General features: G+C 63.8%; 26 protein-coding genes and 1 pseudogene. 10 read left to right on the top strand and 17 right to left on the bottom strand.

Annotation, left to right across the window (positions count from 1 at the left end; genetic code table 11):
- The gene (locus SNOV_RS21670; RefSeq protein ID WP_013169116.1) at positions 1 to 267 is read right to left on the bottom strand and encodes a hypothetical protein; all 267 of its coding nucleotides are present in this window, start codon (positions 265 to 267) and stop codon (positions 1 to 3) included.
- A gap of 73 nt (positions 268 to 340) precedes the next feature.
- Between SNOV_RS21670 and SNOV_RS21665 the strand changes: the two genes are divergently transcribed.
- Positions 341 to 547, top strand: coding sequence for a hypothetical protein (locus tag SNOV_RS21665; RefSeq protein ID WP_013169115.1), 207 nt, complete (start codon positions 341 to 343; stop codon positions 545 to 547).
- Positions 537 to 2,402, top strand: a complete 1,866-nt coding sequence (locus tag SNOV_RS22760) for a tape measure protein (RefSeq protein WP_013169114.1) — start codon at positions 537 to 539, stop codon at positions 2,400 to 2,402. Before SNOV_RS21665 ends, SNOV_RS22760 begins: the two co-directional genes overlap by 11 nt.
- Here the strand turns inward: SNOV_RS22760 and SNOV_RS21655 are convergent.
- Entirely contained in the window at positions 2,399 to 2,569 is a 171-nt protein-coding gene (locus SNOV_RS21655; RefSeq protein WP_187291084.1) for a hypothetical protein, read from the bottom strand. The genes SNOV_RS22760 and SNOV_RS21655 overlap by 4 nt on opposite strands.
- Positions 2,570 to 2,769: 200 nt before the next feature.
- Here SNOV_RS21655 and SNOV_RS22755 point away from each other — a divergent pair, with 200 nt between their 5' ends.
- The gene (locus tag SNOV_RS22755) at positions 2,770 to 3,876 is read left to right on the top strand and encodes a DUF2793 domain-containing protein (RefSeq protein ID WP_013169112.1); all 1,107 of its coding nucleotides are present in this window, start codon (positions 2,770 to 2,772) and stop codon (positions 3,874 to 3,876) included.
- Between the two features lie 123 nt (positions 3,877 to 3,999).
- Positions 4,000 to 4,752 (top strand): DUF5131 family protein, encoded by a 753-nt coding sequence (locus SNOV_RS21645; RefSeq protein WP_013169111.1) that lies wholly within the window; start codon positions 4,000 to 4,002, stop codon positions 4,750 to 4,752.
- Here the strand turns inward: SNOV_RS21645 and tcmP are convergent.
- The 3 genes from tcmP to SNOV_RS21640 form a co-directional block, all read right to left on the bottom strand.
- On the bottom strand, positions 4,707 to 5,624 hold the full coding sequence (gene tcmP / locus SNOV_RS23205; protein ID WP_013169110.1) for a three-Cys-motif partner protein TcmP: 918 nt from the start codon (positions 5,622 to 5,624) through the stop codon (positions 4,707 to 4,709). The two genes, SNOV_RS21645 and tcmP, sit on opposite strands and share 46 nt — an antisense overlap.
- A 305-nt stretch (positions 5,625 to 5,929) precedes the next feature.
- A complete protein-coding gene (locus SNOV_RS24435) occupies positions 5,930 to 6,064 on the bottom strand; it encodes a glycine zipper domain-containing protein (protein ID WP_470212080.1) in 135 nt (44 codons plus the stop codon).
- A gap of 52 nt (positions 6,065 to 6,116) precedes the next feature.
- Entirely contained in the window at positions 6,117 to 7,205 is a 1,089-nt protein-coding gene (locus SNOV_RS21640) for a tyrosine-type recombinase/integrase (RefSeq protein WP_013169109.1), read from the bottom strand.
- Positions 7,206 to 7,674: 469 nt separating this feature from the next.
- On the opposite strand from SNOV_RS21640, the gene SNOV_RS21635 reads away from it, so the two are divergent.
- The 3 genes from SNOV_RS21635 to SNOV_RS21625 are packed head-to-tail and all read left to right on the top strand — an operon-like array spanning position 7,675 to position 8,488.
- On the top strand, positions 7,675 to 7,884 hold the full coding sequence (locus SNOV_RS21635; protein ID WP_013166752.1) for a hypothetical protein: 210 nt from the start codon (positions 7,675 to 7,677) through the stop codon (positions 7,882 to 7,884).
- A 2-nt stretch (positions 7,885 to 7,886) separates the two neighbouring features.
- Positions 7,887 to 8,294 (top strand): hypothetical protein, encoded by a 408-nt coding sequence (locus SNOV_RS21630; protein WP_013166751.1) that lies wholly within the window; start codon positions 7,887 to 7,889, stop codon positions 8,292 to 8,294.
- A complete protein-coding gene (locus SNOV_RS21625) occupies positions 8,291 to 8,488 on the top strand; it encodes a hypothetical protein (RefSeq protein WP_013169108.1) in 198 nt (65 codons plus the stop codon). The genes SNOV_RS21630 and SNOV_RS21625 overlap by 4 nt, the downstream gene beginning before the upstream one ends.
- A 408-nt stretch (positions 8,489 to 8,896) precedes the next feature.
- Here SNOV_RS21625 and SNOV_RS21620 read toward each other — a convergent pair whose 3' ends face one another.
- Positions 8,897 to 10,483, bottom strand: a complete 1,587-nt coding sequence (locus SNOV_RS21620; protein WP_244412817.1) for a recombinase family protein — start codon at positions 10,481 to 10,483, stop codon at positions 8,897 to 8,899.
- A gap of 355 nt (positions 10,484 to 10,838) precedes the next feature.
- A complete protein-coding gene (locus tag SNOV_RS21615) occupies positions 10,839 to 11,750 on the bottom strand; it encodes a LysR family transcriptional regulator (RefSeq protein WP_144296034.1) in 912 nt (303 codons plus the stop codon).
- Positions 11,751 to 11,874: 124 nt separating this feature from the next.
- Here SNOV_RS21615 and SNOV_RS21610 point away from each other — a divergent pair, with 124 nt between their 5' ends.
- Both SNOV_RS21610 and SNOV_RS21605 read left to right on the top strand, forming a co-directional pair.
- Positions 11,875 to 12,552 (top strand): peroxiredoxin-like family protein, encoded by a 678-nt coding sequence (locus tag SNOV_RS21610; RefSeq protein WP_013169105.1) that lies wholly within the window; start codon positions 11,875 to 11,877, stop codon positions 12,550 to 12,552.
- Positions 12,553 to 12,585: 33 nt separating this feature from the next.
- Positions 12,586 to 13,254 carry a glutathione S-transferase family protein gene (locus SNOV_RS21605; protein WP_013169104.1) on the top strand — a complete coding sequence of 223 codons (669 nt, stop codon included), beginning with the start codon at positions 12,586 to 12,588 and terminating at the stop codon, positions 13,252 to 13,254.
- Positions 13,255 to 13,572: 318 nt separating this feature from the next.
- Here SNOV_RS21605 and SNOV_RS21600 read toward each other — a convergent pair whose 3' ends face one another.
- Entirely contained in the window at positions 13,573 to 13,821 is a 249-nt protein-coding gene (locus SNOV_RS21600; RefSeq protein WP_013169103.1) for a putative quinol monooxygenase, read from the bottom strand.
- Between the two features lie 71 nt (positions 13,822 to 13,892).
- Positions 13,893 to 14,693: a type 1 glutamine amidotransferase domain-containing protein gene (locus SNOV_RS21595; RefSeq protein ID WP_013169102.1), complete on the bottom strand. Its 801-nt coding sequence runs from the start codon at positions 14,691 to 14,693 to the stop codon at positions 13,893 to 13,895.
- 113 nt (positions 14,694 to 14,806) lie between these two features.
- On the opposite strand from SNOV_RS21595, the gene SNOV_RS21590 reads away from it, so the two are divergent.
- Positions 14,807 to 15,721, top strand: a complete 915-nt coding sequence (locus tag SNOV_RS21590) for a LysR family transcriptional regulator (RefSeq protein WP_013169101.1) — start codon at positions 14,807 to 14,809, stop codon at positions 15,719 to 15,721.
- 222 nt (positions 15,722 to 15,943) lie between these two features.
- Here SNOV_RS21590 and SNOV_RS21585 read toward each other — a convergent pair.
- From SNOV_RS21585 to SNOV_RS21545, 8 genes and pseudogenes are all read right to left on the bottom strand, one after another.
- Positions 15,944 to 16,925, bottom strand: a pseudogene (locus SNOV_RS21585) (IS3 family transposase); the annotation flags it as partial.
- 106 nt (positions 16,926 to 17,031) lie between these two features.
- Positions 17,032 to 18,102 (bottom strand): Ldh family oxidoreductase, encoded by a 1,071-nt coding sequence (locus SNOV_RS21575; RefSeq protein ID WP_013169098.1) that lies wholly within the window; start codon positions 18,100 to 18,102, stop codon positions 17,032 to 17,034.
- An 8-nt stretch (positions 18,103 to 18,110) separates the two neighbouring features.
- Positions 18,111 to 19,607 (bottom strand): tripartite tricarboxylate transporter permease, encoded by a 1,497-nt coding sequence (locus SNOV_RS21570; protein WP_013169097.1) that lies wholly within the window; start codon positions 19,605 to 19,607, stop codon positions 18,111 to 18,113.
- Positions 19,608 to 19,613: 6 nt separating this feature from the next.
- Positions 19,614 to 20,105, bottom strand: coding sequence for a tripartite tricarboxylate transporter TctB family protein (locus tag SNOV_RS21565; protein WP_013169096.1), 492 nt, complete (start codon positions 20,103 to 20,105; stop codon positions 19,614 to 19,616).
- A 20-nt stretch (positions 20,106 to 20,125) separates the two neighbouring features.
- Positions 20,126 to 21,103, bottom strand: coding sequence for a Bug family tripartite tricarboxylate transporter substrate binding protein (locus SNOV_RS21560; RefSeq protein ID WP_013169095.1), 978 nt, complete (start codon positions 21,101 to 21,103; stop codon positions 20,126 to 20,128).
- Between the two features lie 84 nt (positions 21,104 to 21,187).
- Positions 21,188 to 21,604, bottom strand: a complete 417-nt coding sequence (locus SNOV_RS21555; RefSeq protein WP_013169094.1) for a cupin domain-containing protein — start codon at positions 21,602 to 21,604, stop codon at positions 21,188 to 21,190.
- A 1-nt stretch (position 21,605) separates the two neighbouring features.
- Positions 21,606 to 23,126: an NAD-dependent succinate-semialdehyde dehydrogenase gene (locus tag SNOV_RS21550; protein WP_335328976.1), complete on the bottom strand. Its 1,521-nt coding sequence runs from the start codon at positions 23,124 to 23,126 to the stop codon at positions 21,606 to 21,608.
- Positions 23,011 to 24,096 carry an isocitrate/isopropylmalate dehydrogenase family protein gene (locus SNOV_RS21545; RefSeq protein WP_013169092.1) on the bottom strand — a complete coding sequence of 362 codons (1,086 nt, stop codon included), beginning with the start codon at positions 24,094 to 24,096 and terminating at the stop codon, positions 23,011 to 23,013. Before SNOV_RS21545 ends, SNOV_RS21550 begins: the two co-directional genes overlap by 116 nt.
- Positions 24,097 to 24,106: the final 10 nt, after the last annotated feature.

Below are 24,106 nucleotides of genomic sequence, written 5' to 3'. Positions count from 1 at the left end.
CTACCAATTGCGCCGGTCGCTCCCCAGACAATAGCCGACGAGCACCCCGGCCAGCGCCGACATTACCATCGCGGGAATGACGTCGACTCGGCTCGCCACGGCAGCGTTGCCGGCCGTGTAGGTCTCGACGGCGCGCTCGCCGGCCTGGCCCAGCGTTTCCTTGGCCGTATCGGCCGCTGCTCGCGCCCTGTCCGCGATGGTCTCGTTAGCCACCAGGGCATCCGCGCTCGACGGCGCGCCTTGGTTCATTTTCCTGATGTCGGCCATGGGCTTCCTCCCAGATGTGTGCGCATCAACGCTCCTGCACGGCCGGCGTTCCCCCATTTTTACTGGAGGGCTCATGCCCGACAATCTCACGTCGCTCCACGCGACGTTGCCTGCGCTCGTGCGCGAGCGGCTTCTCGCCGGTGACGATGCCGTCGAAGTTGGCCGCGCCTTGATTGCGGCCGGCACCGCAGCGCTGGCTGGCGCGCTTGGCGCCAGGATAGCCTGCCCCGTCGCCATGCTGGTTGTTGCCGAGGCCGCGGAGGTGGCGGATGGCAAATGATCTTGAGGCGCTGGTACTCACGCTGTCGGCCGATACGCGCCAGATAAAGCGCTCGCTCGACCGGCTCGACCGCGACGTAAACCGCAGCGCGACGAACATCGAGAAGCGCTTCGCCGGCGCGAAGAGGTCGATGGACGTCTTTGCAGCGTCGGTTTCCGGTGCTGGCCGCGGCCTGCTTGCCAGTCTTGGGGTGGGCTTCGCCGCGCAGGACTTCCTGAAAACGGTTCAGAGCGTCGACAGCCTTAGGGCCAGCCTTAAGGCCATCACCGGCGGCTCCGCGGCAGCCGATAGGGAAATGAAGTTCATTGGCGAGACGGCGGATCGTCTTGGGTTGGAACTGCTCTCGGCCGGTCAGGCATATTCGTCGCTGCTGGCGGCAACCCAGGGCACCAATCTCGCCGGCGAGGAAACCCGCAGCATCTTCACCGCCGTCGCTGGGGCCATGTCGGCGCTCGGCAAGAGTGCGGCCGACACCGAGGGCGCGCTGCAGGCCGTGCAGCAGATGGTCTCGAAGGGCACGGTTCAGGCGGAAGAACTCCGCGGTCAGTTGGGTGAGCGCCTTCCCGGCGCATTCCGTATCGCGGCCGAGTCGCTCGGGCTGACGACGGCCCAACTGAGCAAGTTGCTCGAGAAAGGCGGTCTCGCTGCTGATGATCTTTTGCCGCGTCTCGCGGACAGGCTGAATGAACTGTACGGCTCCGATCGACGCAGCACGCTTGTGACCGAGATGAACCGCCTGAATAATGCGGTGACTGAGCTATATACAACAATTGCTGACGTCGGCGCCCTCGGCCTTGCAATTGACGGACTGTCCAGTCTTCGCGACATCGTAAAGGAAATCAGCGTTTACACTGGCCTTATTGGCAACGGTCGAATTGGTGATGCTTTGGCGCTGGACGCTGACTCCGTCGCCCGCATGCGCCTCCGCCTTGGCCAGGGCACATCGCTCACCAACGCTCAGTCTGCCGAGTGGGACAGTGCCTTCGGCATGTCCGGCGGCGCGCCCACAAAGGTGACCGTAAAGCCAAAGCCGGCGTTCCAGCCCTCTGGTGGCACCAGCAAGGAAACGCTCGACGCCTACGAGCGCATGACGCGGATGATCCAGGAGCGCACGCAGGCGCTTCAGTACGAGACGTCGGTTCAGGCCACGCTCAATCCGCTGGTGAACGACTACGGCTTCGCGATGGAGAAGGCCCGCGCCGAAGCGGACCTGCTCAACGCCGCGGAGCGCGCCAAGATCGAGATCACGCCGGAGGTCCGGCAGAACATAGACGCGCTGGCGACGGCCTATGCCGAAGCCACGGTTGAGGCCGAGCGGCTGCGTGAGCAGCAGGAATATCTCGTCGGCCAACTGGCCGACTTGAACGACCTCGGCAAGGACGTGCTGGGCGGGTTCATCAGCGACATGCAGAACGGCGTGTCGGCGGCCGAGGCGCTGTCGAACGCGCTGGCCAAGGTCGGCGACAAGCTGCTCGGCATGGCGCTGGACGGCCTGTTCAACCCCGTCGGCAGCGGTCCTGGTGGGCTGCTCGGCTCGCTCCTGGGCTCCTTCGGCGGCTCCAAAGCCGTCGGCGGGCCGGTCAATGCGGGCCAGATCTACCGCGTCGGCGAGCGCGGCCCGGAGATGTTCGTGCCGGACGTGGCGGGCCGCATCGTGCCGAACCACGCCATGGCGGGCGGCGGGAGGGGTGGTGCGATGGCGGTGACTTACGCGCCCCATATCACCGTCGAGGCGGGCGCCTCCGCCGAGGCTGTGGCGCAGCTTCAGCGGGTCCTGGCGGAAGACCGGCGCTCGTTCGCGAGCCGTACCGTTCGCGTGGTTCAGGATGCACAGCGGCGGAACGTGCGCGTCTAGGGCGGCGACGCCTGTCCTAAACGCCGATAAGCGGGCAACGCCCGGAGCGCGAATTCCACCAACTGGTCTTCGTCCTCTTCGCCAGCGTTGGCTGCCTCGATGAGCGCGAGGGCCAGCACGGTGCGAAGCCCGGCACCATTGGCCTCGATTCCATAGCTGACCGCCACGTCCTGCGCCCTCGCCAGGCATCGATCCAATTTGGCTATCGTCGCTGGCTCCAGTTCCAAGTTCCGAAAGGGCATTTGAGCCTCCCGAAAATGCACGACCGGCGCCGCATGTAGGTGCCCCCAAGCGGCGCGCAAGAGCCGCTCTCCTTCCCCCTCATCCATATTTCGAACCGCGCCCCCAGCGGCGCCAAGGATTCCCCATGCCAAACTACTACAACACCGGCACCGTGTCGGTGGCCAATGGCGCCACGACTGTTACCGGCTCCTCGGTGCTGTGGAGCGACCTGCTCGCCGGCGACACGCTCGAGCTCGCCGGTCAGCGGGTAACGATCGCCTCGGTGACGGATACGACGCACTTCGAGCTTGCGACGGCTTGGTCCGGCACCACGCAGAGCGGCGCTGCATATCTGGTGCGCTTCGACGCCCCCTCCCGCTTCACCTCCGGCTACCTTGCCGAGCAGGTGCGCGCCCTTGTGGCGCGTGCCGGCATTCTGGAGGCGGCCCGTCCGAACTACGAAGTGCAGAGCCTCGGCGCCAACACGCCGCCCGGCTCGCCCGTCACCAATGACATGTACGTCGTGGGAACCTCCCCGACTGGTGCGTGGGCCGGCCACGCCAACAACCTAGCGCAGTGGACCGGGTCGGCGTGGCTGTTCACGGCGGCTGACCATGGCATGTCGGTGGTCAGCGTGGCGACGGGCGATCTTTACGTCTGGAACGGCACGTCGTGGCTGGCCTATGTCGCGCCCACGTCGTTCATCCAGACGCTAATGGATGATACGACCGCCGCCGAGGCGCGGACCACGCTTGGTGCAACGGCATTCCGGGCCATGGGCACGCTGACCGCAGCCGCGGGCTCGTTCGCCAGATTCACCGGCACAGGCGGCGCCGACGCCGTCATGCAGGCCATAGCCGGCACGGTGAGTCAGAGCGGCGGCACGCCGACCGGGGCGCTGTTTGAGAAGGGTTCGAATGGCTTGGGCGACTTCATCAAGTTCGCCGACGGCACCATGATTTGCTGGGCTACGTTCACGACGCGCCAGGTCAACATTGCCAGCTCTGCTGTTATCGGCGGGTTTCGTTCGGCTGCAATCACGCCGACGTTCCCGGCGGCATTTGCCGCAGCTCCCGCCGTCGTCACCTTTTCGACGGGTGGCACGGGTAGCGGCGGCGATGCAGTGGGTGCGGCTACCACAGTCAACAATACGCCGGCTACCACGGCGAGCGGTTTCTCATTCTACCTCGCCGCCTCGCAGAACACCGCCGTGGCCGCCTGCGGGTATGTTGCCATCGGTCGTTGGTTTTGACGGCCGGCCGCCGGGCTCGATGGCGTGGGGCTCGGCGGTTATAGTTCCCTTTTTGTTCTTTTCCAAATAGGCTCACTTCTTAACCACATTGACTCAGCATGTTGCTGGGTAATGGAGGCCGCCATGGCTGAAACTTCAATCGAGTGGACGGACGTCACGTGGAACCCGGTGGCCGGCTGCAGCATCATGTCTGCCGGTTGCACCAACTGTTACGCGATGCGCATGGCGGCCCGGTTGGAGGCTATGGGGGTCGAAAAATATAAAGGCCTGACCCGAAAGAGCGGCGGCCGCGCAAAATGGACCGGTAAGCTCAATCTGGACTACGGCGCGCTAAAGGCTCCCCTTAATTGGAGCAAGCCGCGGCGGGTCTTCGTGAACTCCATGTCCGACCTTTTTCATCCCGATGTACCTGCCGCCTTCGTCAAGGAGGTGTGGTCGGTGATGGCCGATACACCGCGGCACACTTACCAGATCCTGACCAAGCGACCCGACCGGATGGCGGAGATTCTCCGCACCGACGGGTTCGATGTCCTGCCCAACGTCTGGCTTGGGACAAGCGTAGAGGATGACCGCGTTCTTCATCGCTTAGATGAACTGCGTGAGGTTCCCGCTGCTGTTCGGTTCGTGTCGTACGAGCCGCTAATCGGTTCGGTGGCGGGCGGAAGCTTACGTGACATTCATTGGGCGATTGTCGGTGGCGAGTCAGGCCCCAACGCTCGCCCCATGGACCCCAAATGGGTCGACGAGATTTTCGACCAATGCACCGACGCTGATGCGGCGTTCTTCTTCAAGCAATGGGGTGGAAGGAACAAGAAAGCGACGGGCCGGGTCTATCGCGATCGAGAATGGGATGGCTTGCCAGAATTGAGGATATGACCGGCTATTTTCTTTGCAAGGCCGATAGCCTTCGGGTCTTTGTTAGATAGAGCAAAATACAACGAAAATATCTGAGGTCGTCGAACTGGTGGAAGGGCGAAGGGCTCTAGAACCATTGGAAATATGGTTCTCAGCCGCCGGGTAACATATCGCTCCAAACCGGCAACATCCGCGATCCTCTGGCGTTCGTGCTTGCTCTCTGTTCCAAAGAGATCGGTGAACACCTCCTCCCGCTGATATAGCTCTGACTCCCATTCACTCGTGCCCAGCATCCGGGTAATTGCAGCCCTCTTGTGCTGATCGATTCCGGAAATGTTGCGAGCGGCTTGTCGAAATAGCCCTGAAAGGGAGAAGAGATACCATACGTCGATAGCACCCGTGGCCGCTATGCATTCAAGCGTCTTCCAATCGACATTCATCCCGTAGGGATCCAGAAATATGACTGCCCTGGTGCCACGCCAGTCTGCGAGGTGTAGCTGGCTTTGAATAATATCGTTGGCGTCTCCCTGTAGAACAAATATATCCCGTTGAGGATGCTGCTGCCTTAGTTCCATGAGCGCATCGTAATGCTTCTTTCTTTGCTCCATAAAGATGAGTCGATCAAAATGGGGCTGAACATCAAGAGCTATGCGTGCCGATCCGCGCTTCCGGTCGACGGTTTCCTCCTTCGCCTCACCAAACATATTGGCATCTGTCGCACCGATCCTTATCGTTCGGGAGCCAGTCCCTGCGAAGGCGTCGATATACCAGATGCGAGGAAACTTTCCGCGTAGCGCAGTTGCAAAAGCCTGGATGTACTCCTCGAGGAGGCGTAGCTTCGTCTCTGTGACGTCCTCGGACCCAAATTCGTGACTGTCATCTACTTCAGTCATCGGGCGCTCCCAGCGATTCGCTGAGAATACCCGGACAGCACTATGGTAGTCGACAAGAACTCGCTCATTGGCGCTAGAGCGCCAGGAGCCGCCACGCCAGCCCCTGGCGCTACGGCAAGATGGAGCGCACCGTCTCCCCACGATACGCTCCATCTCCACAGACATGACTGTCCGCGGCCCGCCTTGCGGCAAGCGGCCGGAAACTACAGATGCCGAGCATGCCGTAAGGTTGCCGTAGAATGAAGAAGTAGTAACGGTAAGGGGTGGCCGATCTGCTCTATGGCTTTGCAAGCCGTTATTTCCCCTCACCGCCGCTTTTGCGCCGCGTACCCCACAGCAGCGCCGATCGCCGCGCCCGCGCCAATGCACGCGGCCGAGTTATCGAACGCGACGCCGAGCACGGCTCCAAACCCGATGCCGATAGCGATGCCTAGTGCCATTCCGTGGGGATAAGAGCGATGGAGCGGGATGGTCAAGCGACTAGCAGGGCGCCTAATACCCTAAGTCCGTCCGCCTGCCCGTACCCTCCACCATTCTGCGCTGCCACTTCAGCGGGTCTTCCCACCACGGCAGGTCTCGCCACGCCTGCGGCACCGGCAGGGTGTTGATCGCGTCGATGAGCGGCTGCTGCGGCACATGGGTGTAGTGCCGGCTCATGTCATCCACCGCGTGGCCGAGGATCTGATCCTTGATGTGCGGGTGCACGCCGTTCACCACTAGCTGGGTCGAGACGGTATGTCGGCCCGTGTAGGGGCTGATGCCATTGATGCCGGAGCGGCGACGGGCGCCACCAACGGACGATTTCAGCTGACCCCCGCCCTCATCCTTCGGCGTGTACGGCTGCCCTTTGGGACTACGGAATACGGCACCGGCTCGACCGGCGAGCGCCTGGAACAGGGGTACGAGGAACTCATGCATCGGCACGCCCCGCGGCTCTCCCGTCTTGGTACTGAGTAGGGTTATCCATCGCTCCTCGACGTTGACGCTCGCGGCATCTAACCCGAGCATCTCGATCGGCCGCATGCCGGTGTAGAACAGCGCCGTCATGAGCATCGCCGGTCCAGGCGACATGGCCGCGACGAACTCTACAGCGCGGTCGTAGGACGTGGGCACGGTGCCAGCGCGGCTGACAACCCGCCGAACTAGCGTGCCTTGCCTGGGCTTCCGTGGACGAGCCCAGGTTCGGGAATGCACCCACTCCTTACGCGCCGCGAAATTCCAAATTGCGATGAAGGGCGTGTAGAACTGCCGGTTCAACGTTTCGCTTGTGACCTTGGGATAGATCTTCTTAGCGGCCTCGTCGACAACGTCTTGGCGGAGCGTTCGCGCCCGAACGCGGCCGAGCTTACTCACGATTGGTTCGATGAAGCGGGCCGAGGCGCCGTCTGCGAGGTATGCGTCAGCGATCTCCTTGAAGGTTCGGTCCCGGAGGCTGCGGATGTCGGCCTCGATTTCCCGAAGCCGCTTCTTTGCGTGCTGCAGCTCCGTCTCTTTGGTCGAGCGGATAATCGTGGTGCCCAGGAGAGTGCCGCGAACGTACCAGTTCGGGGTGCCCGCACGGCGAACCAATTTGAGCGCCACAATAGCCTCCTTAATCGAGAGGCTCTTGAAGTTAACGACGTTCCGCTTCCGAGCAACAGAAGGGAGTGGTCGTAGGTTCGCAAAAATGCGGCTTGTGCACAGGCGCTCCCGTTGCTTCGCAGCGCACAACGCAAAACAGCCGCCCGACGTAGGGCGGCGCTTGCGCAAATCAAGAATCGGTAGCAACGTGGTCCGTGGGCTTGAACACCCGGACCGAAGATATGGCCACTCCCGTTTGGCGACGGTGAGTAGCTGAAGCGCGAAGCCTCTTGGCGGAGGCTGGACGCATGCGGCGCCTTGGCGGGCGACCGAACCTGGCCATCAGTATGGCCGGGAGCGGTGCGCCATGTCCAGAGGGTAATACCTTAAAAGCGCAACGGCCTGTCTCTTCGGCAGGTGTTCAACTCCCGGCTGCCTGGTCTGTCACCAGGCGCGGCCTTGAACAGCCGATACCGAAGAGACCAACACCATGACCATCCACACTCCCACCCCCCGCCTTGTCGATCGCGCCACCGAGACCGAGGTCCGCATCATTTGCGAGCGCCAGATCGCTGCCAAGATTTGCGGCATGCTCCCGGCGGACGAGAATTCCGCCCAGCGCATCCTCGCGAACGCCAGCAAGATGTTCGAGCAGTTCCTGTCGCTGGAAGCGGTTCGCGCCGACTGGGTGGAGGGCTGATCATGAACCTTCAGACCCGCACCGACATCGACCGCGCCATCGAGGCCGCGTGCGACATGCACGACCTGCGCGCCGGCCAGACCGGCACCATCCGCACGCCGCATCAGCCGAGCTACGACCAGCCGGTCGACCAGCCGCCGATGGAGCTCACCGCCGAGGAGGACGACAGAACCGTTCCCGCCCTCGCGGCCGACTACTGGCGTCGCCGCGCCGAATGGCTGCCCCTAAAGGCGCGCTGGGAACCGATGCACACTGTGGCCCTTAATGCCGCCGAGGCCGTCATTAAGGTGCTCGCAAGCACCACCGGCATCCCACCGGGTTGCGGCAGTGGAGCATTGTGGAGGCAATCTCCGACGCCACCGGCGCGACGGCTGCCGGCCGGGACGACAGCGCCGCCGAGGAGCGCATGAACGCAGTGCTCGGGCGTCTCATCGATCGCCCTGCGGCTTCGCTGCCGGAGTTGGCGATCAAGATCAAAATCGCGTTGCTCGAGCTTCACGACATCGAAGACGCCAGCGCCGTGGACATCGCCGAAGCCGATTGGCCGGTGCACGTTTGGACGCGGATCTACCAGGACGTGGAGCGGCTGGCCGCCACCGCGTGAGCACCCAACCCCATTGCCGCCGCGTATTGTTCTCCTCCGCGGGCGGCGATCATCGCCAGTTGGACGGGGTCCCCAGCAGGTGATGCAGCCCCGTCGCCCTAACCGGCGGCGGGGTAAAATATTTCTGCAGCCCTCCATGTCCAACATAGCGTCCAACATTATGCGGCACATTTGGGCCTAACATCGTTGATTCTAAAGAATTTTTTGTAGGGTTCGAATCCCGCTCCCTCCGCCATTCAGTCTGCCGCAATCCGCCCCGCCTTGGCTTGAGCCCGCAAATCCCGCGTGTCTGCGGGTTTCCCGGCGTTGCATTTCTCTCTGTGGTACGGAATTGGCGCTCTCAGGGCGCGGAAATAGCGCTTTCTCTCTCGGCCGAATTTTCCAGTACGGAATTTCCCGCCGCGCGACTTAGCGGGTGATGCTGATCTGGTGCAGCGCGCGCTGGGCGGACCAGAGTGCGGGAACGGCATCGGGAGCGCGCAGGCTGTCGAAGGTGAGAGCGACAGGCGCGGTGCCGGAGATGATCTGCTGGACGATCGCAGGATCAAGGAAGGCGAGACGCAGCACGCGGGTGACCCAGGATTCGGTCACGGCATTGGCGGCGGCGAGGTCGGCGATGCGCAGCTTGGGATCGGCCATGAGCTGCTTCCACCATTCGCGAGCCGTGGCGATGACCTTGAGCAGACGATCGTCGGTCTGAGGGAGAGCAGCGTTGCCGTTCGGCAGAACGAGACGAAGCGCGAAGCTGGCGCGCTTGAGCTTGACCGCTATGGCGATCTCGATCGGCTGAGCATCTTCAGCCGAGGCATTGATGTTCAGTGAAGCAGCTATGTTGTTGCGGTCGAGCTTGATGGTGATGCCATCGGGTCGGACTTCGATGCGTTCGACCACACTGGCGATCAGCTGTGCGATGGCGGGGTGATCAGCACCGCGCAGGACGGCCACCGTGTCGCGGCAGATGGCGATGATGTTGCTGATGCTGTCGGGAAGCGAAAGGCCCGGATTGATCTGCTCGATCAGCGCGACCGGATCATCGAGCCGCTCGGCCAGGCGGGCGCAGACTAACTGCTCGATCTCCGCTGCCGGAATACGCAGTCCGTTGGCTTTGGCATCCTTGCCGCCCAGCTGCAGATCGCGGCTGACATAATAGCGGTAGCGCCGGGCGCCCTTGCTGGCGTGGGAGGCAACAAGCGGCTGTCCATCCCCATCGACCAGCTTGCCGACTAGCAGGCTGCGATGCGCGGCCGACCGGATGTGGCGCTCGCCGGTGCGCTGGTCCTTGAGCTGTTGCTGGACGGCGTCCCAGACCGGCGGATCGATGATTGCCGGATGCAGGCCTTGATGGAGCACGCCCTTGTGCTGGATACGGCCGATATAGATCGGGTTGGAGAGCAGGGCATAGAGCTCGCCGCGGCCGAAGGGCCGTCCCCCATGTTCCTTGCCAGCCTTCGAGAGCCGGAGGGGCTTCGCGATGCCGCGGCGATCCAGCTCGTCGCAGACAGCGCGGACGGTGCCGAGGTCGAGATAGAGCTGGAAAATCGACCTCACGAGATCGGCATGCTCCTCGACGATGGCGAGGCTGCGGCCATTCGGTTCATAGCCCAGCGGCGGGGTGCCTCCCATCCACATGCCGCGCGCCTTGGACGCCGCCAGCTTGTCGCGAATGCGCTCGGCGGTGACCTCGCGCTCGAACTGCGCAAAGGACAACAGCATGTTCAGCGTCAGCCGCCCCATGCTGGTAGTGGTGTTGAAGGACTGGGTGATGGAGACGAAGGAGGTGCCGGTCTTGTCGAGCGCTTCGACCAGCCTGGCGAAGTCGAGCAGCGAACGGGTCAAACGGTCGACCTTGTAGACGACGACGATGTCGACCTTGCTCGCTGCGATATCCGTCAGCAGGCGCTGGAGCGCGGGACGCTCCAGCGTGCCGCCGGACAAGCCGCCATCATCGTAGCGGTCCTTCAGCAGTACCCAGCCTTCGCTGGCCTGGCTCGCCACATAGGCCGAGCAGGCACCGTATTGCGCGTCCAGCGAGTTGAAGTCCTGCTCCAGTCCCTCCTCGCTCGTGACCGCGTTGACGCGGCGCGATGGCACCGCCTGTATCAATGTGAATCCAGCATTCCGCCGTCGAGGACTCCAAAACTGGTTAATCGCTCACGCGGGCTGCGCCGGAAGCGGACCTCTCGAACCTCTGCAGGTGGTCACTTCAGGACGCCGCGTCGGTTAATCACGACCGCCGCTTTGACTGGTCTGACGCCAAAGGCCGCCATTCCGCATACGGCCCCGATTGCGCCGTTGCGCTGGTCTTGGGTATCTCCCGCGGCGATGACCGGCTGGGGGTGGAAACGGGACATCACGCTTGGCGCGGCGGAGCGGGCGAGAATGCTTGGCCGGATCTTTCGAGCGCCGCACCGAGGTGATCCACGATGGCCCGGACTTTCGCTGACGGCTTCGGTCCCGCTGGAAAGACAGCGTAGACTTCGGCGGGCTCGAGCCGATAGTGGCCCAGCAGTTGTACAAGCTGGCCGCTGCGCAGTTCTTCTCCAGCCATGACGCGGGTCGCCAGCGCGACGCCTAGGCCAGCGACCGCCGCCGCCAGGACGCCGGGCGCCGAGTTGATCCAGAGCTTCGCCGACAGATCGACGGACGTGACGGTGTGACCGTGCGCAAAGCGCCAGCTTTCGCGACCGAAAAAAACGCCCTGCTGGATGATGCAATCGTGCCCGGCGAGTTCAGCGGGAGTGGCCGGCTCGCCGCGTGAAGAGAGATAGGCCGGCGCCGCGACCACCAGCCGCTCGACCTGGGCCAGCTTGCGCGCGCCGAAGGTGGAGTCGTCGAGCGGCCCGACGCCCAGGCGTATGGAGACGTCGACCCCGTCCACTACGAGGTTTTGTCGCGCGTCGGTCATGATGATTTCGACCCGAAGGTCCGGATGCCGAGACAGGAACGGCGCCAGCGCCGGGATGACCGCTCGCGCGCCATAGAGCACCGGCATGGCGAGGCGGACGACGCCGTGCAGCGAGTCGACCCCTCGGGTCGCCTGCTCAGCCTCTTCCATCTCCGCCAACAGATATCTCGCACGCTCCAGGTACAGGGCGCCGGCTTCAGTCAGGGATATGCTGCGGGTCGTGCGCAGCAGCAGCGTCGTGCCCAGCCGCGCCTCCAGCCCACCGACGATCCGTGATACCGAGGGCTGCGACAAGTTCAGCTCGCGCGCCGCTCGCGAAAGGCTGCCTCCCTCGGCCACGCGCACGAAGACGGTCATTTCCTGCCAACGATCACTCATTCGGAATCCGGATATAAGCTGTTCGAATTGGATGGATACACGTCCTTTGGTGGAGGTCCTAATTCCTGTCTCACGGCGTTTCCGCCGCGATCCGAGAATGACCATGACACTCCAAGACAAGCTCGACGCTATGCGCGACGACTTCGAGAACGGACGTTTTCCGCTCGTGCCCACCCGCGCCCAACTGCAGACGATGCAGCGCGCGACCCAGGCGCTGATCGACAGCGGACAGGCCGAGAACGCCTTAAGGGCCGGCGATCGGGCGCCGGAATTCATGCTCCAGGATGCGAACGGCGACAGCGTCAGCTCGCGCGCCTTGCTGGCGCGCGGAGCGCTTGTCGCGACCTTCTATCGCGGCGTCTGGTGCCCCTACTGCAACTACGATCTGCAGGCTCTGGAAGAGGTCCGCGCCGAGGTCGAAGTTCGCGGCGCCAGCCTCGCGGCCCTGTCGCCCCAGACCCTGGCGAACAGCCGAAAGTCACAGCGTGACACCAAACTCGGTTTCCCGATCCTGAGCGATCCCGGCGCCGCCGTCGCCGCCGAATTCGGCCTGCGTTTCGCGTTGCCGAACGACCTGATCGAGGTCTATCGGCAGTTCGGCAACGACCTGCCGAAGATCAATGATGACCCGGCCTGGGTGCTGCCGATGCCCGCGCGCTACGTGATCGGGATGGACGGCATGATCGCCTATGCCGAGGTCAATCCCGACTACACGCAGCGACCCGATCCGGCCGAACTACTGCCGGTGCTCAATGGCCTGCGCGCCCGCACCCAAGCCTGAAATTCAACCACCCAAAACAACGAGTGAAATCAGATGTCGATCAAGGTCTACGGTGACCCCGGTTCGGGAAGCCTGCGTCGCGTCACGTCAGCGGCCGCCGCCATGGGCGTAGCGATCGAACGCGTGAACATCGACCTCTTCAAGGGCGAGAGCCACACGCCAGAGTTCCTGGAGCTGAACCCGCACGGGCTGTCGCCCGTGATGGTGGACGGCGACTTCGTTCTCTACGAGTCTTCGGCGATCAACCTCTATCTCGCTGAAAGGGCGGGAAGCGACCTAGCCGGCGCCACGACGCGCGAGCGGTATGAAATCCTTCAGTGGATGTTCTGGTCGGGCGAGCAGTGGCGAATTTTCGCGACGCTCACCTTCGATGAAGTGCTCGGCAAGCGCTTCATGGGCCTGCCCCAGGACGAGGCCATCGTTCAGCTGGCGTTCGCCAAGATCCGGGCCGCGGCCGCCGTGCTGGACGCCCATCTCGCGGACCGACAGTTCATCGTCGGCGATCGGCTGACGCTGGCCGACTTCGACATTGCGGGCCCCTTCTCCCAGAACGAGCGGACCAAAATCCCGCTCAATGAATTCCCCAACCTGGTGGCCTGGCAACAGCGACTGCTGAAGACCGCGCCGAGTTGGGCCGCCACGAAACAGGAGGTCGATGCCCGCATCGACGGCGCGCTCGACGCGGCCGGCATCGCACTGTGAAGCCTGGCGCCGACGCCTACGGCGTCGGCGCACGTGCGTTCGAACCGAGCCGCGCGGGCCAGCGGGCAACGCCCACATACCCGAGAGGAGAGCTGGCCAACGTCCGCAATGGGGTCGGCTGCAGAACGGCGGCTATCTGCACAGCGACAGCGAACAGGCCAGTCCGCTTCCGGCCCCATATCGGCGTTCAGAAACTCACCTGGAGGGTCGGCTTCTGGCGCACTGACGTCATTGCAGATTCACAGTCCTGGGTGAGGTCGATTTGGTGCCCACCGAAGCTGCGGCTCCGTGCCATTCTCGTAGAGTGCGAGAATCTGCTCACTGGATAGGCGGAGCGTAGTTCTGAAAATGCGGCGTCGCGCGATGCGCGGCGACTGCGTCGGTATCGGCATAGAGCTCATCGAGAACGAACCGATCGGGATCGGTCGGGTCCCGCCAGAGGTCGTAGCGCAGATTGCCCGGCTCCTTGCGGCTCAAGGCGACCATGCCGTCGATCAGGCTTCGGAGTTCTTCGCTCTTGTTCGGCCTCGCGACCAGAATGGCTATGACCTTCACGCGATTGGACATGGTAATGTTCCTTGTCAGAGAGCGGTCCCGGTGGGCCGCCGACGGAGCGTCGCCGGCGGCCATGCCCGTGCTCAGGCGGCTTCGCGGTCGAGATCAAGCGCCTCGACCAGGCTCGTCGCGAGCAGGTGATCCGAGCCTGGGTTCTGACCGGTGATCAGTTCGCGATCGACCACCACATTGGGTGCGAAATCGACCGGGTTGGTCGTCACCTGCCCACCGGCGAGCCGCAGGGCCTTGGGCATGTCGAAGTACAGCTTGCCGCCGAGAAGGTTGTTCTCCGCCGCTGTCTCTTCGCTGGCCGAAAAAACCGTCATCCGGTAGCCGGCGTATGCCCACCCCTTTGCCAGGTCCACGGCCTTCGCCTCGTCGCCGGCGACGAGTGCCGCACGGAATTCGCGGGCGGCGGGCAGCGCCGCGACGATAGCGACCGGGCCATGGCAGAGCAACGCGGTCGGCTTCGCTGCCTCATGGAAGTGGCGAAGGATGATTTCCAGCGCGTCATCCTGCATCAGGTCGACGACCGGAGCGTGGCCGCCGGGCACGAACAGGCCGGCATAACCATCGAGCCCATCATCGATCACGGAGCGCAGCGTGCGCACCTCGTTCATCGAGGGATGGTCGGCATAGAAGCTCCTGGCGCGCGCATAGGCGTCCTCGTCCCCGCCGAAATGCTGCGCGGAGTCCGACGCTTCGTCGATATGCGGCTTGCTTCCGTTCGGCGTGGCGAGCACGACCTCGTAGCCGGCGTCGATCAGGGCCATCGCGGGCACCACGGTTTCATTGAGATATTGGCCGATCGCGGCGGAGCCGCCGCCCTGCAGCTCGATCCGCGTCGCGTTGGAGCCGATCACGAGCACCGTACCCTTGGTCATTTGAGCCTCCGTTGTCTGCTATGTCCGCTGAGGACGAGAACAACATGGCCCCTGGAGATATATTCCAGAACTTTATTTCCTTGATTTCAGATATATCTTCGGCAGTATATCTGATGCGCTACGATCTGAACCTTCTGCCAATCTTCATCGCCCTTATGGAGGAGCGTAGCGTCACGCGTGCGGCAGAGCGGGTCGGCATGACGCAGCCGGCGCTCTCCAATGCACTCGGGCGGCTGCGCACCCTGCTGCAGGACCAGCTGTTCGTCCGTGAGCGCTACGGTATACAACCGACGCCGATCGCCCTGGAGCTTGCCCCGTTCATCGCGGACGCCTTGTCGCGGCTCGATGATGCGGTCATTGGCCAGCAGGACTTCGATCCGGCCAAGGCCGAGCGTCTGTTGACGATCGCGCCGAACGGTTATGTGGAGTTCGTGCTGGTCCCCGCCATAGCGTCAAGGCTCCAGCAAGCCGCGCCCGGCATCCAGCTCAGCCTTACTCCCTACGGCAACGATCTGGTGGATACCGGCGTCGTCTCGGGTACCACGGCACTGGCGCTCGGGCGCATCGTCGATCCGCCGGACAATCTGGTTGTGCAGCACCTGATGGACGAGGGCCTCGCCTGCGTGGTTCGGGCGGATCACCCCGACATCGGCGAGACCATCACTCGCGATCAGTTCGAGCGGCTCAAGCACATCAATGTCGTTTCACCCGGCCGCATGCGCGCCGGGCTATTTCAGGTTCTGGCGCAACAACAGGTCACGCGCGAGGTCGCAATCTCGGTCACCAATTTCTTCGCGGTCGCCGAGATGGTCGCCGTGACGGACCATATCGGAACGCTGCCCAAGCTGATCTGCCACAGGCTCGCCCTTGATCCTCGGCTGAAGGTGTTGCCGGCCCCGATCGACCTCGGAACCTTTCCGGTTGAGATGGCCTGGCATGTGCGCTACCGCCATGATCCGGCCCACCGCTGGCTAAGGTCGTTGATTAGCGATGTAGCGGCGAAGCTCACGGTCGCGGCGTCGGGTTAATTTCGATCCCAACGCTGCGTTCGTCCATGAGGGCGACCAAGATTGGCAGCAGGTTAGGTCAAAGCGCTCGATTTGTAATCTTAAAGATCCTCGCCAGCGAAGCGGAGCGTAGGGAGGATCGGCGTCCCTATTCCTCGACAAGGCTGTATGCGGAGGAGCGCTACTACGCCACGCTCAAGGAGAAGCGAATGGAGGCCAGACTTAAACCAAATGACCTCCGGCCGCGTCCGCAAGCGCCAGGAACCAGTGGGCGTTCAGACATTCGCTCCGGAAGCGCCGTTGAACGCCTCGATGAAGGCGTTGTCGGTGGGCTTTCCGGGACGGGAGAAGTCCAGCGTCACCCCCTTCGTGTAGGCCCACAGATCGAGGTCGCGGGAGATGAACTCGCTGTCCTGGTCGACCCGGATGGTCCGCGGGTAGCCGACCTTCGCGCAGACCCTTTCCAAGGTCGCCACCACATGCTCGGCCCTATAGCTGAAGCGCGGATCGACCACCGGCGAGAAACGCGAGAAGGTGTCGATCACGGTCAACACGCGGATCTTGCGGCCGGTGGCAAGCTGATCGTGGACAAAGTCCATCGCCCAGACATCATTCGGCCGGGTGGCGGGTGCCCGGTCTTCCCGCAGCTTCGCCTTGACCCGAAGCTTCGGCGTCTTGTTGCGCAGCTGCAGACCTAACTCATTGTAGATCCTACGGGTTCGCTTCTGCTTGATCACCCAGCCCTCCCGGCGCAGCAGCACTTGCACGCGCCGATAGCCATAGCGCACTCGGGTTTCGCGGATCGTCTTGATGCGGGCCGCCAAAAGGGCCTGGTCGGGTCGGCAGGACTGGTAGTGGTAGGTGGACCTGTCGAACTCCAGAGCCGCACTGGCCCGGCGGATCGACACCTGCCACTCACCACACATCATGCCGACGAGCTCGCGCTTGCGACCAGGCCTCAGATTTTTCGGCGAATGACGTCCTGCAGTATCTCCCGGTCGAGCGACAGGTCGGCAACGAGCTTCCTCAGCTTCGTGTTCTCGTCCTCGAGCTGCTTCAACCGCCGCATCTCAAGGGGGGCGAGCCCCTCATACTTCTTCTTCCAGTTGAAGTAGGTCGCCTGGCTGATCCCAGCCCGCCGGCAGATATCCGCCACCGGCACGCCGTCTGCTCCCTGCTTCAGGATGAACGCCTTCTGCGCGTCCGAGAACTTCGATGCCTTCATTGTCTTCCGCTCCTCCCAGCCCAGGGATTTTGACGCGGAAAACTCCAGCTTCAAACGGTCCAGTTTTCGGGGATCAGATCAACGTTCGGCGCTCTACCGTCGCAATCTAAGAGCTGACATTTTTCGTCGGGAGTTGCGATGCGCAGCCGAACGCATCGGCGAGCTTTGTAAGGTCGCGCATTGTGTCGTCCGGCAGGCGCAGGCCATCGCGGCGGTCGCACAGGTCATTGCGGGCTTCAAGTTCGCCCGGATAGACGATCTCGTCATATCCCTTTGCCAGCGGCACGGCTTTCAGTTCGGCGATCAACTGTTCCATGCGCTTGCCGAAGGCATCCAGCGACTGGAACGCCGCGATGTTGAGTGCGATGATGAAATGGCCGGTGCCGCCGCGCTTTTTCGCCTGATACGGGCCGGTGACGCCGATGCCGAACGCACTGCCGCTGAGCACGCCAGAGAGCATGTCCATCATCACGGCGATCGCATAGCCCTTATGTTCGGCCATCGGCAGGGTCACGCCGCCGAGCGCCTCCTCGGGATCGGTCGTCGGCTCGCCCGCCGCGTTGATGGCCCACCCTTGCGGGATCGCCAGCTTCTTCTGTCGGGCGAGGTAGATCTTGCCGCGCGCAACCCCCGTATTGGCGATGTCGAGCACCATCGGGGCGTGCTGGCCGGCAGGGGCGGCCCAGGACCATGGATTGGTGCCTACCGTCTTCACTCGCCCGCCCCAGGGCGCCATGGCCGGACTGGCATTGGTCGACAGGAAGCCAACACAGCCGGCTCGTGCCGCCTCCAGCGTGAAGTACATCGCCGTGCCGAAATGATTGGAATTGCGCAGGGCAACGGCACCGACACCGTGAAGTTTGGCGCGCCGGATCGCGTCTTTCATGCCGAAAGCCGTGACGACCTGACCCATGGCGTCCCGACCATCGACGACGGCGACCGCGCCGGCATCGACAACAAGCTCCGGCCGGGCATCGACCTTCACCACGCCCGATTTCAGCCGCGCCACATACCAGGGCAGCCGCATCACGCCGTGGGACTGGTGCCCCCAGAGATCGGCCTGCACCAGTGTATCCGCGCAGAGTTCGGCGTCTGCCCGGTTCAGGCCGGCCGCCATGTAGATCGCCGTCGAGAAGTCGAGCAGCTCGGCGACCTTGATGGTGTGGGAATTGGGCATGGCAGGTCTCAAGCCGTGATCTGTTTCGCCCGTCGCCGACGCAGCAGCACCGGCACGACGACGAGGAGAAGGCCGGTCAGCAGCAGCCCAAGCGAGATCGGGTGGGTGACGAAGACCGAGAGGTCGCCCTGGCTGATCGCCAGCGCACGGCGGAACTGCTGCTCCGCCATCGGGCCGAGGATCAGGCCGACAATGCAGGGCGCGACGGGGATGTCGAGCACGCGCATGCCGAAGCCGATCAGCCCGATGACCCAGAGGATCACGAGGTCGACCAGATTGTTATTGAGCGTGTAGGCACCCATGGTCGCGAAGATCAGGATGCCGGCATAGAGCCAGGGGCGCGGGATCGCGAGCAGCTTCACCCATACGCCGGCCATGGGCAGGTTCAGCACCAGCAGCAGAACGTTGCCGATATAGAGGCTGGCGATCAGGCCCCAGACGAGGCTCGAATTGTTTTCGAACAGCAGGGGGCCGGGCTGAAGGCCATATTGCTGGAACGCGGCGAGCATGATGGCTGCGGTGGCCGAGGTCGGCAGGCCGAGCGACAGCAGCGGCGCCAGCACGCCGGCGGCCGACGCATTATTGGCCGCCTCGGGTCCGGCGACGGCCTCGATCGCGCCATGGCCGAACTCCTCGGGGTGCTTGGAGAGCCGCTTTTCTGTCAGATAGGACAGGAAGGTCGGGATTTCGCTGCCGCCCGCAGGTAGCGCCCCGATGGGAAAGCCGATCAGCGTGCCGCGCAGCCATGGCTTCCATGAGCGTGCCCAGTCCTCCTTGCTCATCCATTTGGAACCCTTGAGATCGTACATCTCCTCAGGCTCGTAACGATGCCGCGCGGCATTGTAGAGCGTCTCGCCGACGGCGAAGAGGCCGACCGCCACCACGACCACGTCAATGCCGTCGAGCAGTTCGGGTACGCCGAGCGCGAAGCGCGCCTGCCCGGTTTGCAGGTCGATGCCTACGAGGCCGAGCGCGAGGCCGAAGAACAGGCTGGCGAGCCCACGCGGCAGGGAGTCGCCCAGCACGGCGGTGACGGTCGTCAATGCCAGCACCATGAGGGCGAAGTATTCCGCTGGTCCGAAAGAGAGTGCGATGCGCACCATCAGCGGTGCGACGAAAGTCAGCGCAACCGTCGCGATGGTGCCGGCGACGAAGGAGCCGATCGCCGCGGTCGCTAGCGCCTGCGCGCCGCGTCCCTTGCGAGCCATCGCGTGCCCGTCGAGCGCGGTGACGATGGAGGCGCTTTCGCCGGGAGTGTTCAGCAGGATCGAGGTGGTCGATCCGCCATACATGGCGCCATAGAAGATGCCGGCGAACATGATGAAGGCGCTGGTGGGATCGAGATTGTAGGTGACGGGCAGCAACAGGGCGACGGTAAGCGCCGGACCGATGCCGGGCAGGACGCCGATCGCAGTTCCGAGCGTCACCCCGATCCCCGACCACATCAGATTGTAAGACGTGAGCGCCACGGAGAAGCCGTGGAACAGGGCGCTGAGCGTATCCATGATGATCTACTTCTGAAGGCCGTCGAACAGCGGCTCGAAAAGCGAACCGACGGGAAGCTCAAGATCCAGACCCAGGTCGAACACCAGAAGGGTGAGCGTCGTCAGCGCCACTCCGATCAGGATATTCGCGAGATAGCGACGGCTGCCGAAGGCGCGCGCCGTCATGACGAACAGCAGTGTGCCCGCAACGATCCAGCCGAGCGTTTCCAGCAGCACGATCTGCAGCAGCAGGCCGCTCGCTACCAGCGAGAAGGCGGGCCAGTCGATCTCGATGCCTTCGGCGTCGACCGGCCCGGTGGTGACGGCCTCAAGCTGCAGCCAAAGGCCGACAAAGATCAGTCCCGTGGCGATCAGGCCGGGGAACAGGCGGGGGCCAACCGTCGTCGCGGCCCCCACCACAGGCATCGTCCAGGTTTCAAAGGCGATGAAGACGCCGAGCGCCAGTACCGCCAGGCCGAAGGCGACTTCACCAAGGCGCAGGCTCTTATCCGTCGTCATCCCAGTACTCCCTGACCGGACTAATGGGTGAGGCCAACGTCTTTGAGCGCCGTCGCCACGCGGACCTGTTCCTGCTTCAGGAAGCTCGCGAACTCGGCGGGCGGAAGGTAGGTGTCGACCCAGCCGCGCTTCTGCAGTACCGCCTTCCATTCCTCGGTCTTGACCATCGCAGCGATCATCTCGGCGAGCGACTTCTTCTCCTCCTCCGAGGTGGACGCATGAACCGCGAGGCCGCGCCAGTTCATGATGGCGAGATCGACCCCGCCTTCCTTCAGCGTAGGGACATTGATGCCCGGCGTGCGCTCGCCTGACGAGATCGCCAATGCGCGGAGTTTGCCTGCCTCGATCTGGCTGCGGAATTCCTCGAAACCGCTGATGCCCACGGTGGCATGGCCGCCGAGCGTGGAGGCGAGCACTTCGCCACCGCCGGCATGGACGACGTAGTTGACCTTCGTCGGGTCGACACCCACGGCCTTGGCGATCAGGCCCACCATCACATGGTCGATGCCGCCGATGGAACCGCCCGCCCACGACACCGCCTGCGGATTGGCCTTCAGCTTGGCGATGAGATCCGCGAGCGTCTCGATGTCCGAACTTTCGGGAACAACGATGACATTGGCTTCGCCCATCAGGCGCGCAAGCGGCACGACCTGATCGAGATTCACCGCCGACTTGGTGGTGATGATGCCGCCGACCAGCGCGAAGCCGAACACCAGAATGCTCGGCGCGCGCTTGCGGCTGGTGATGAACTGCGACAGGCCGACCGTGCCGCCGCCGCCGGCAACGTTCTGGACCTGAACGCCGGAAGCAAGTTTCTTCTCCTGAAGCACGGCCTGAATGCTGCGCGCGAGCTGGTCGTAGCCGCTGCCCGGGGCGCTGGGCGCGAGCAGCTCGAGCCCTTTCACCTCATCGGCGAGAAGCGGCGGCATGCCGATGGTCAGCGTCGAGATGGCGGCAGCGGTGAGAAAGGCAAACTGGCGGCGATCGAGAATGATCATTGTTCCCTCCCAGGGAATATGTGCTTGTTCAGATTGGCGTTTTGTTAGTTGGGAGGCCAGCTGGACCGACCTCCTTCAGCGCGCCTATTTGGCGTCGTGTTCCGCGTCGATGGTGCGGGTATCGCCGGTCGCGACGATGGTGCGGGTCGCGTCCACGGAAGCGTAGGTCCAGAAGATTTTCATCGGCTCGGTTGCCGAGGCGTTGCGGAAATTGTGCGGCACGTTGGCCGCGATCCAGGTTGTCTCCTGCGGACCGAGATGGTGCTCGACGCCGTCGAGCGTTGCGATGGCATGGCCTTCCAGTACCATCACGCTCTCTTCGCAGTTGTGGGTGTGGGTCGGGATTGACGCGCCACCTTCGAAAGCGGTGATGCCGTTGATCAGGCTGGTCGAGCCGATGCGGCGTGTCACGAGCGGCACGGTGCGTGCGCCGCCACCGCGCTCGCGGGGCTTGATCTCGGAGGGACGCAGCACCGCGCCGGTCGGACGAGTATCTGTCATTTCAGGCTGCCTTCACGGGACCGACCCAGAGGGTCTTGAGGTTCACGAATTCGCGGATGCCGTACGAACCGAGCTCCCGGCCATAGCCGGACCGCTTGATGCCGCCGAAGGGCAGGCGGGGATCGGACGCGACCATGCCGTTAATGAAAACGGCACCGGCATCGATGCGTCGTGCGAAACGCTGCGCCTGCTCGACATCCCCGGTCCAGAGCGCCGCGCCGAGGCCGAACTCGGTGTCGTTGGCGAAACGGATCGCTTCTTCCGGCCCATCGACGCGGATGATGGCGGCGACCGGGCCAAAGGTTTCCTCGCGGAAAGCCGCCATCTCCGGCGTGACATCGTCGAGGACGGTGGCCGGATAATAGAAGCCCGGTCCGTCGACGATCTGACCGCCCATCCTGAGGGTGGCGCCGGCGGCGATGCTGCGCTCGACCTGATCGTGAAGCGTGGCGCGCAGATTGGCGCGCGCCATCGGGCCAATGGACACGCCCTGCTGGAGCGGGTCGCCCATCCGGAGTGCCGCGGCATGGCGGCAGAACGCCTCCACGAAGCTGTCTGCCACCGCCTTGTCGACGATGAAGCGCTTCGCGTTCACGCAGCTCTGCCCAACATTCACATAACGCGCCTTCACCGCCATGGCGGCGGCGGCCTTCACGTCGGCATCGGCGAGCACGATGAAGGGATCGGAGCCGCCGAGCTCCAGAACCTGCTTCTTCAGTGCCTTGCCGGCCTGCGCCGCGACGATCGCGCCGACTTCGGTCGAGCCCGTCAAGGTGACGGCGGCGATGCGGTCATCCGCGATGAGGCCCGCGACGGAACTCGGCTCGATGAGCAGCGTGCGGAACAAGTCCTTGGGACAGCCCGCCTCGCACATCACCTCTTCGATGGCCAGCGCACAGCCCGGCACGTTATTGGCGTGCTTGAGAATGGCGCCGTTGCCCGCCGCCAGCGCCGGCGCCGCGAAACGGAAGAACTGCCAGAACGGGTAGTTCCACGGCATGATCGCCAGCACGACGCCGAGCGGGTCGAACACGACAGCACTGTGAGAGGCGGACGAGGCGATGATTTCATCGGCGAGGAAGACTGGCGCTTCATCGGCATAGAAGTCGCAGTTCCACGCACACTTCTCGATCTCGCCTTCCGCCTCGACCAGCGGCTTGCCCATCTCCTTGGTGATCATCCGGGAATAGGTTGCCTTGTTCGCCCGCAGCGCGCTCGCCATCCGTCGCAGCAGACCGGCGCGTTCGAAAATGGGCACCTGCCGCCATGCCGCCTGTGCGGTCGCGGCGTTGGCCAACGCGTCTTCCACTTCCTGCGCGGTGTGGAGCGGATAGCGCGCCAGTTCGGCGCCATCGGCGGGGTTGATCGATACGAGCATTTCGGAACCGTCAGTTTGAACGTGGAACTCAGGCGGCCCGACCAGCGGCTGACGAGCGTGTAATGGCCGCGCGCACTGCGTCGGTGAAGGCTTCCGTGGAGAGCGTGCCGCCGAGATCGGGGGTACGGGTCGCGGGATCGACAAGGACTTTGCTGACCGCCTGGTCGAGTGCCGCCGCAGCGTCGATCAGCGGCTTGCTGCCATCACGGCGTCCACGCCAATCCAGCAGCATGGCTGCGGAGAGCATGAGCGACGTCGGATTGGCGATGCCCCGGCTGGCGATATCCGGTGCCGAGCCGTGCTGTGCCTGCGCCACGCAGACGCCGTCGCCGATGCTGATGGACCCGGCGAGGCCGAGGCTGCCGCAGAGCTCGGACGCTTCATCCGAGAGGATGTCGCCGAACATGTTGGTGGTGACGATGACGTCGAAGCTGTCCGGCGTGCGTATCAGATGCGCGGCGGTGGCGTCGACGATCAGCTCTTCGAGCGCAACGTCCGGATAGTCGGCCGCGACTTTGCGCACCTCGCGCAGGAACAGGCCGTCGGAAAGCTTCAGTACGTTCGCCTTGTGAACCGCCGTGACCTTCTTCCGTCGCCCACGGGCGAGTTCGAACGCGGCGCGGGCTACCTGCCCGGAAGCGCGCGCAGTAATCTTGCGCACCGAGAGCGCCATGTTCTCGTCCGGCATGAGCTCGCCGGTGCCGGCCGCCATGCTGCGGTCGGAGTAGAACCCTTCCGTATTCTCGCGCACGATGATGAGATCCATCGGCCGGCGAAGAATGCTGAGATCGCTGAGGGAGCGGCAGGGGCGGATATTCGCGAACAGCTCGAAGCGGGTGCGCAGTTCGCCGGAAGGGTTGATGCTGCCTTCCTGCCGTGACGGGTACTCGTAGTGTGACACGGGACCGAGCAGCACACCATCGGCGGTCTGGACACCATCGATAATGGCGCCCGGCAAGGTCGTGCCTTGCTCGCGCAGCGACTTCAGTCCGATGTCGGCCTCGCTCCAGCGGACATCGACGGCGCAACGATCGTTCAACACATTGAGCGCGCGAAGCGTCGCGGCGGTGATCTCAGGCCCGATTCCATCACCCGGCAAAACGAGCAGCTGCACCGCCATTCCT

It is taken from the genome of Ancylobacter novellus DSM 506, from assembly GCF_000092925.1.
In the GTDB taxonomy this organism is placed as follows: Bacteria; Pseudomonadota; Alphaproteobacteria; order Rhizobiales; family Xanthobacteraceae; genus Ancylobacter; species Ancylobacter novellus.
The sequence above is the reverse complement of the archived record's forward strand: the minus strand, read 5'-3'. Positions and strand labels throughout refer to the sequence as shown.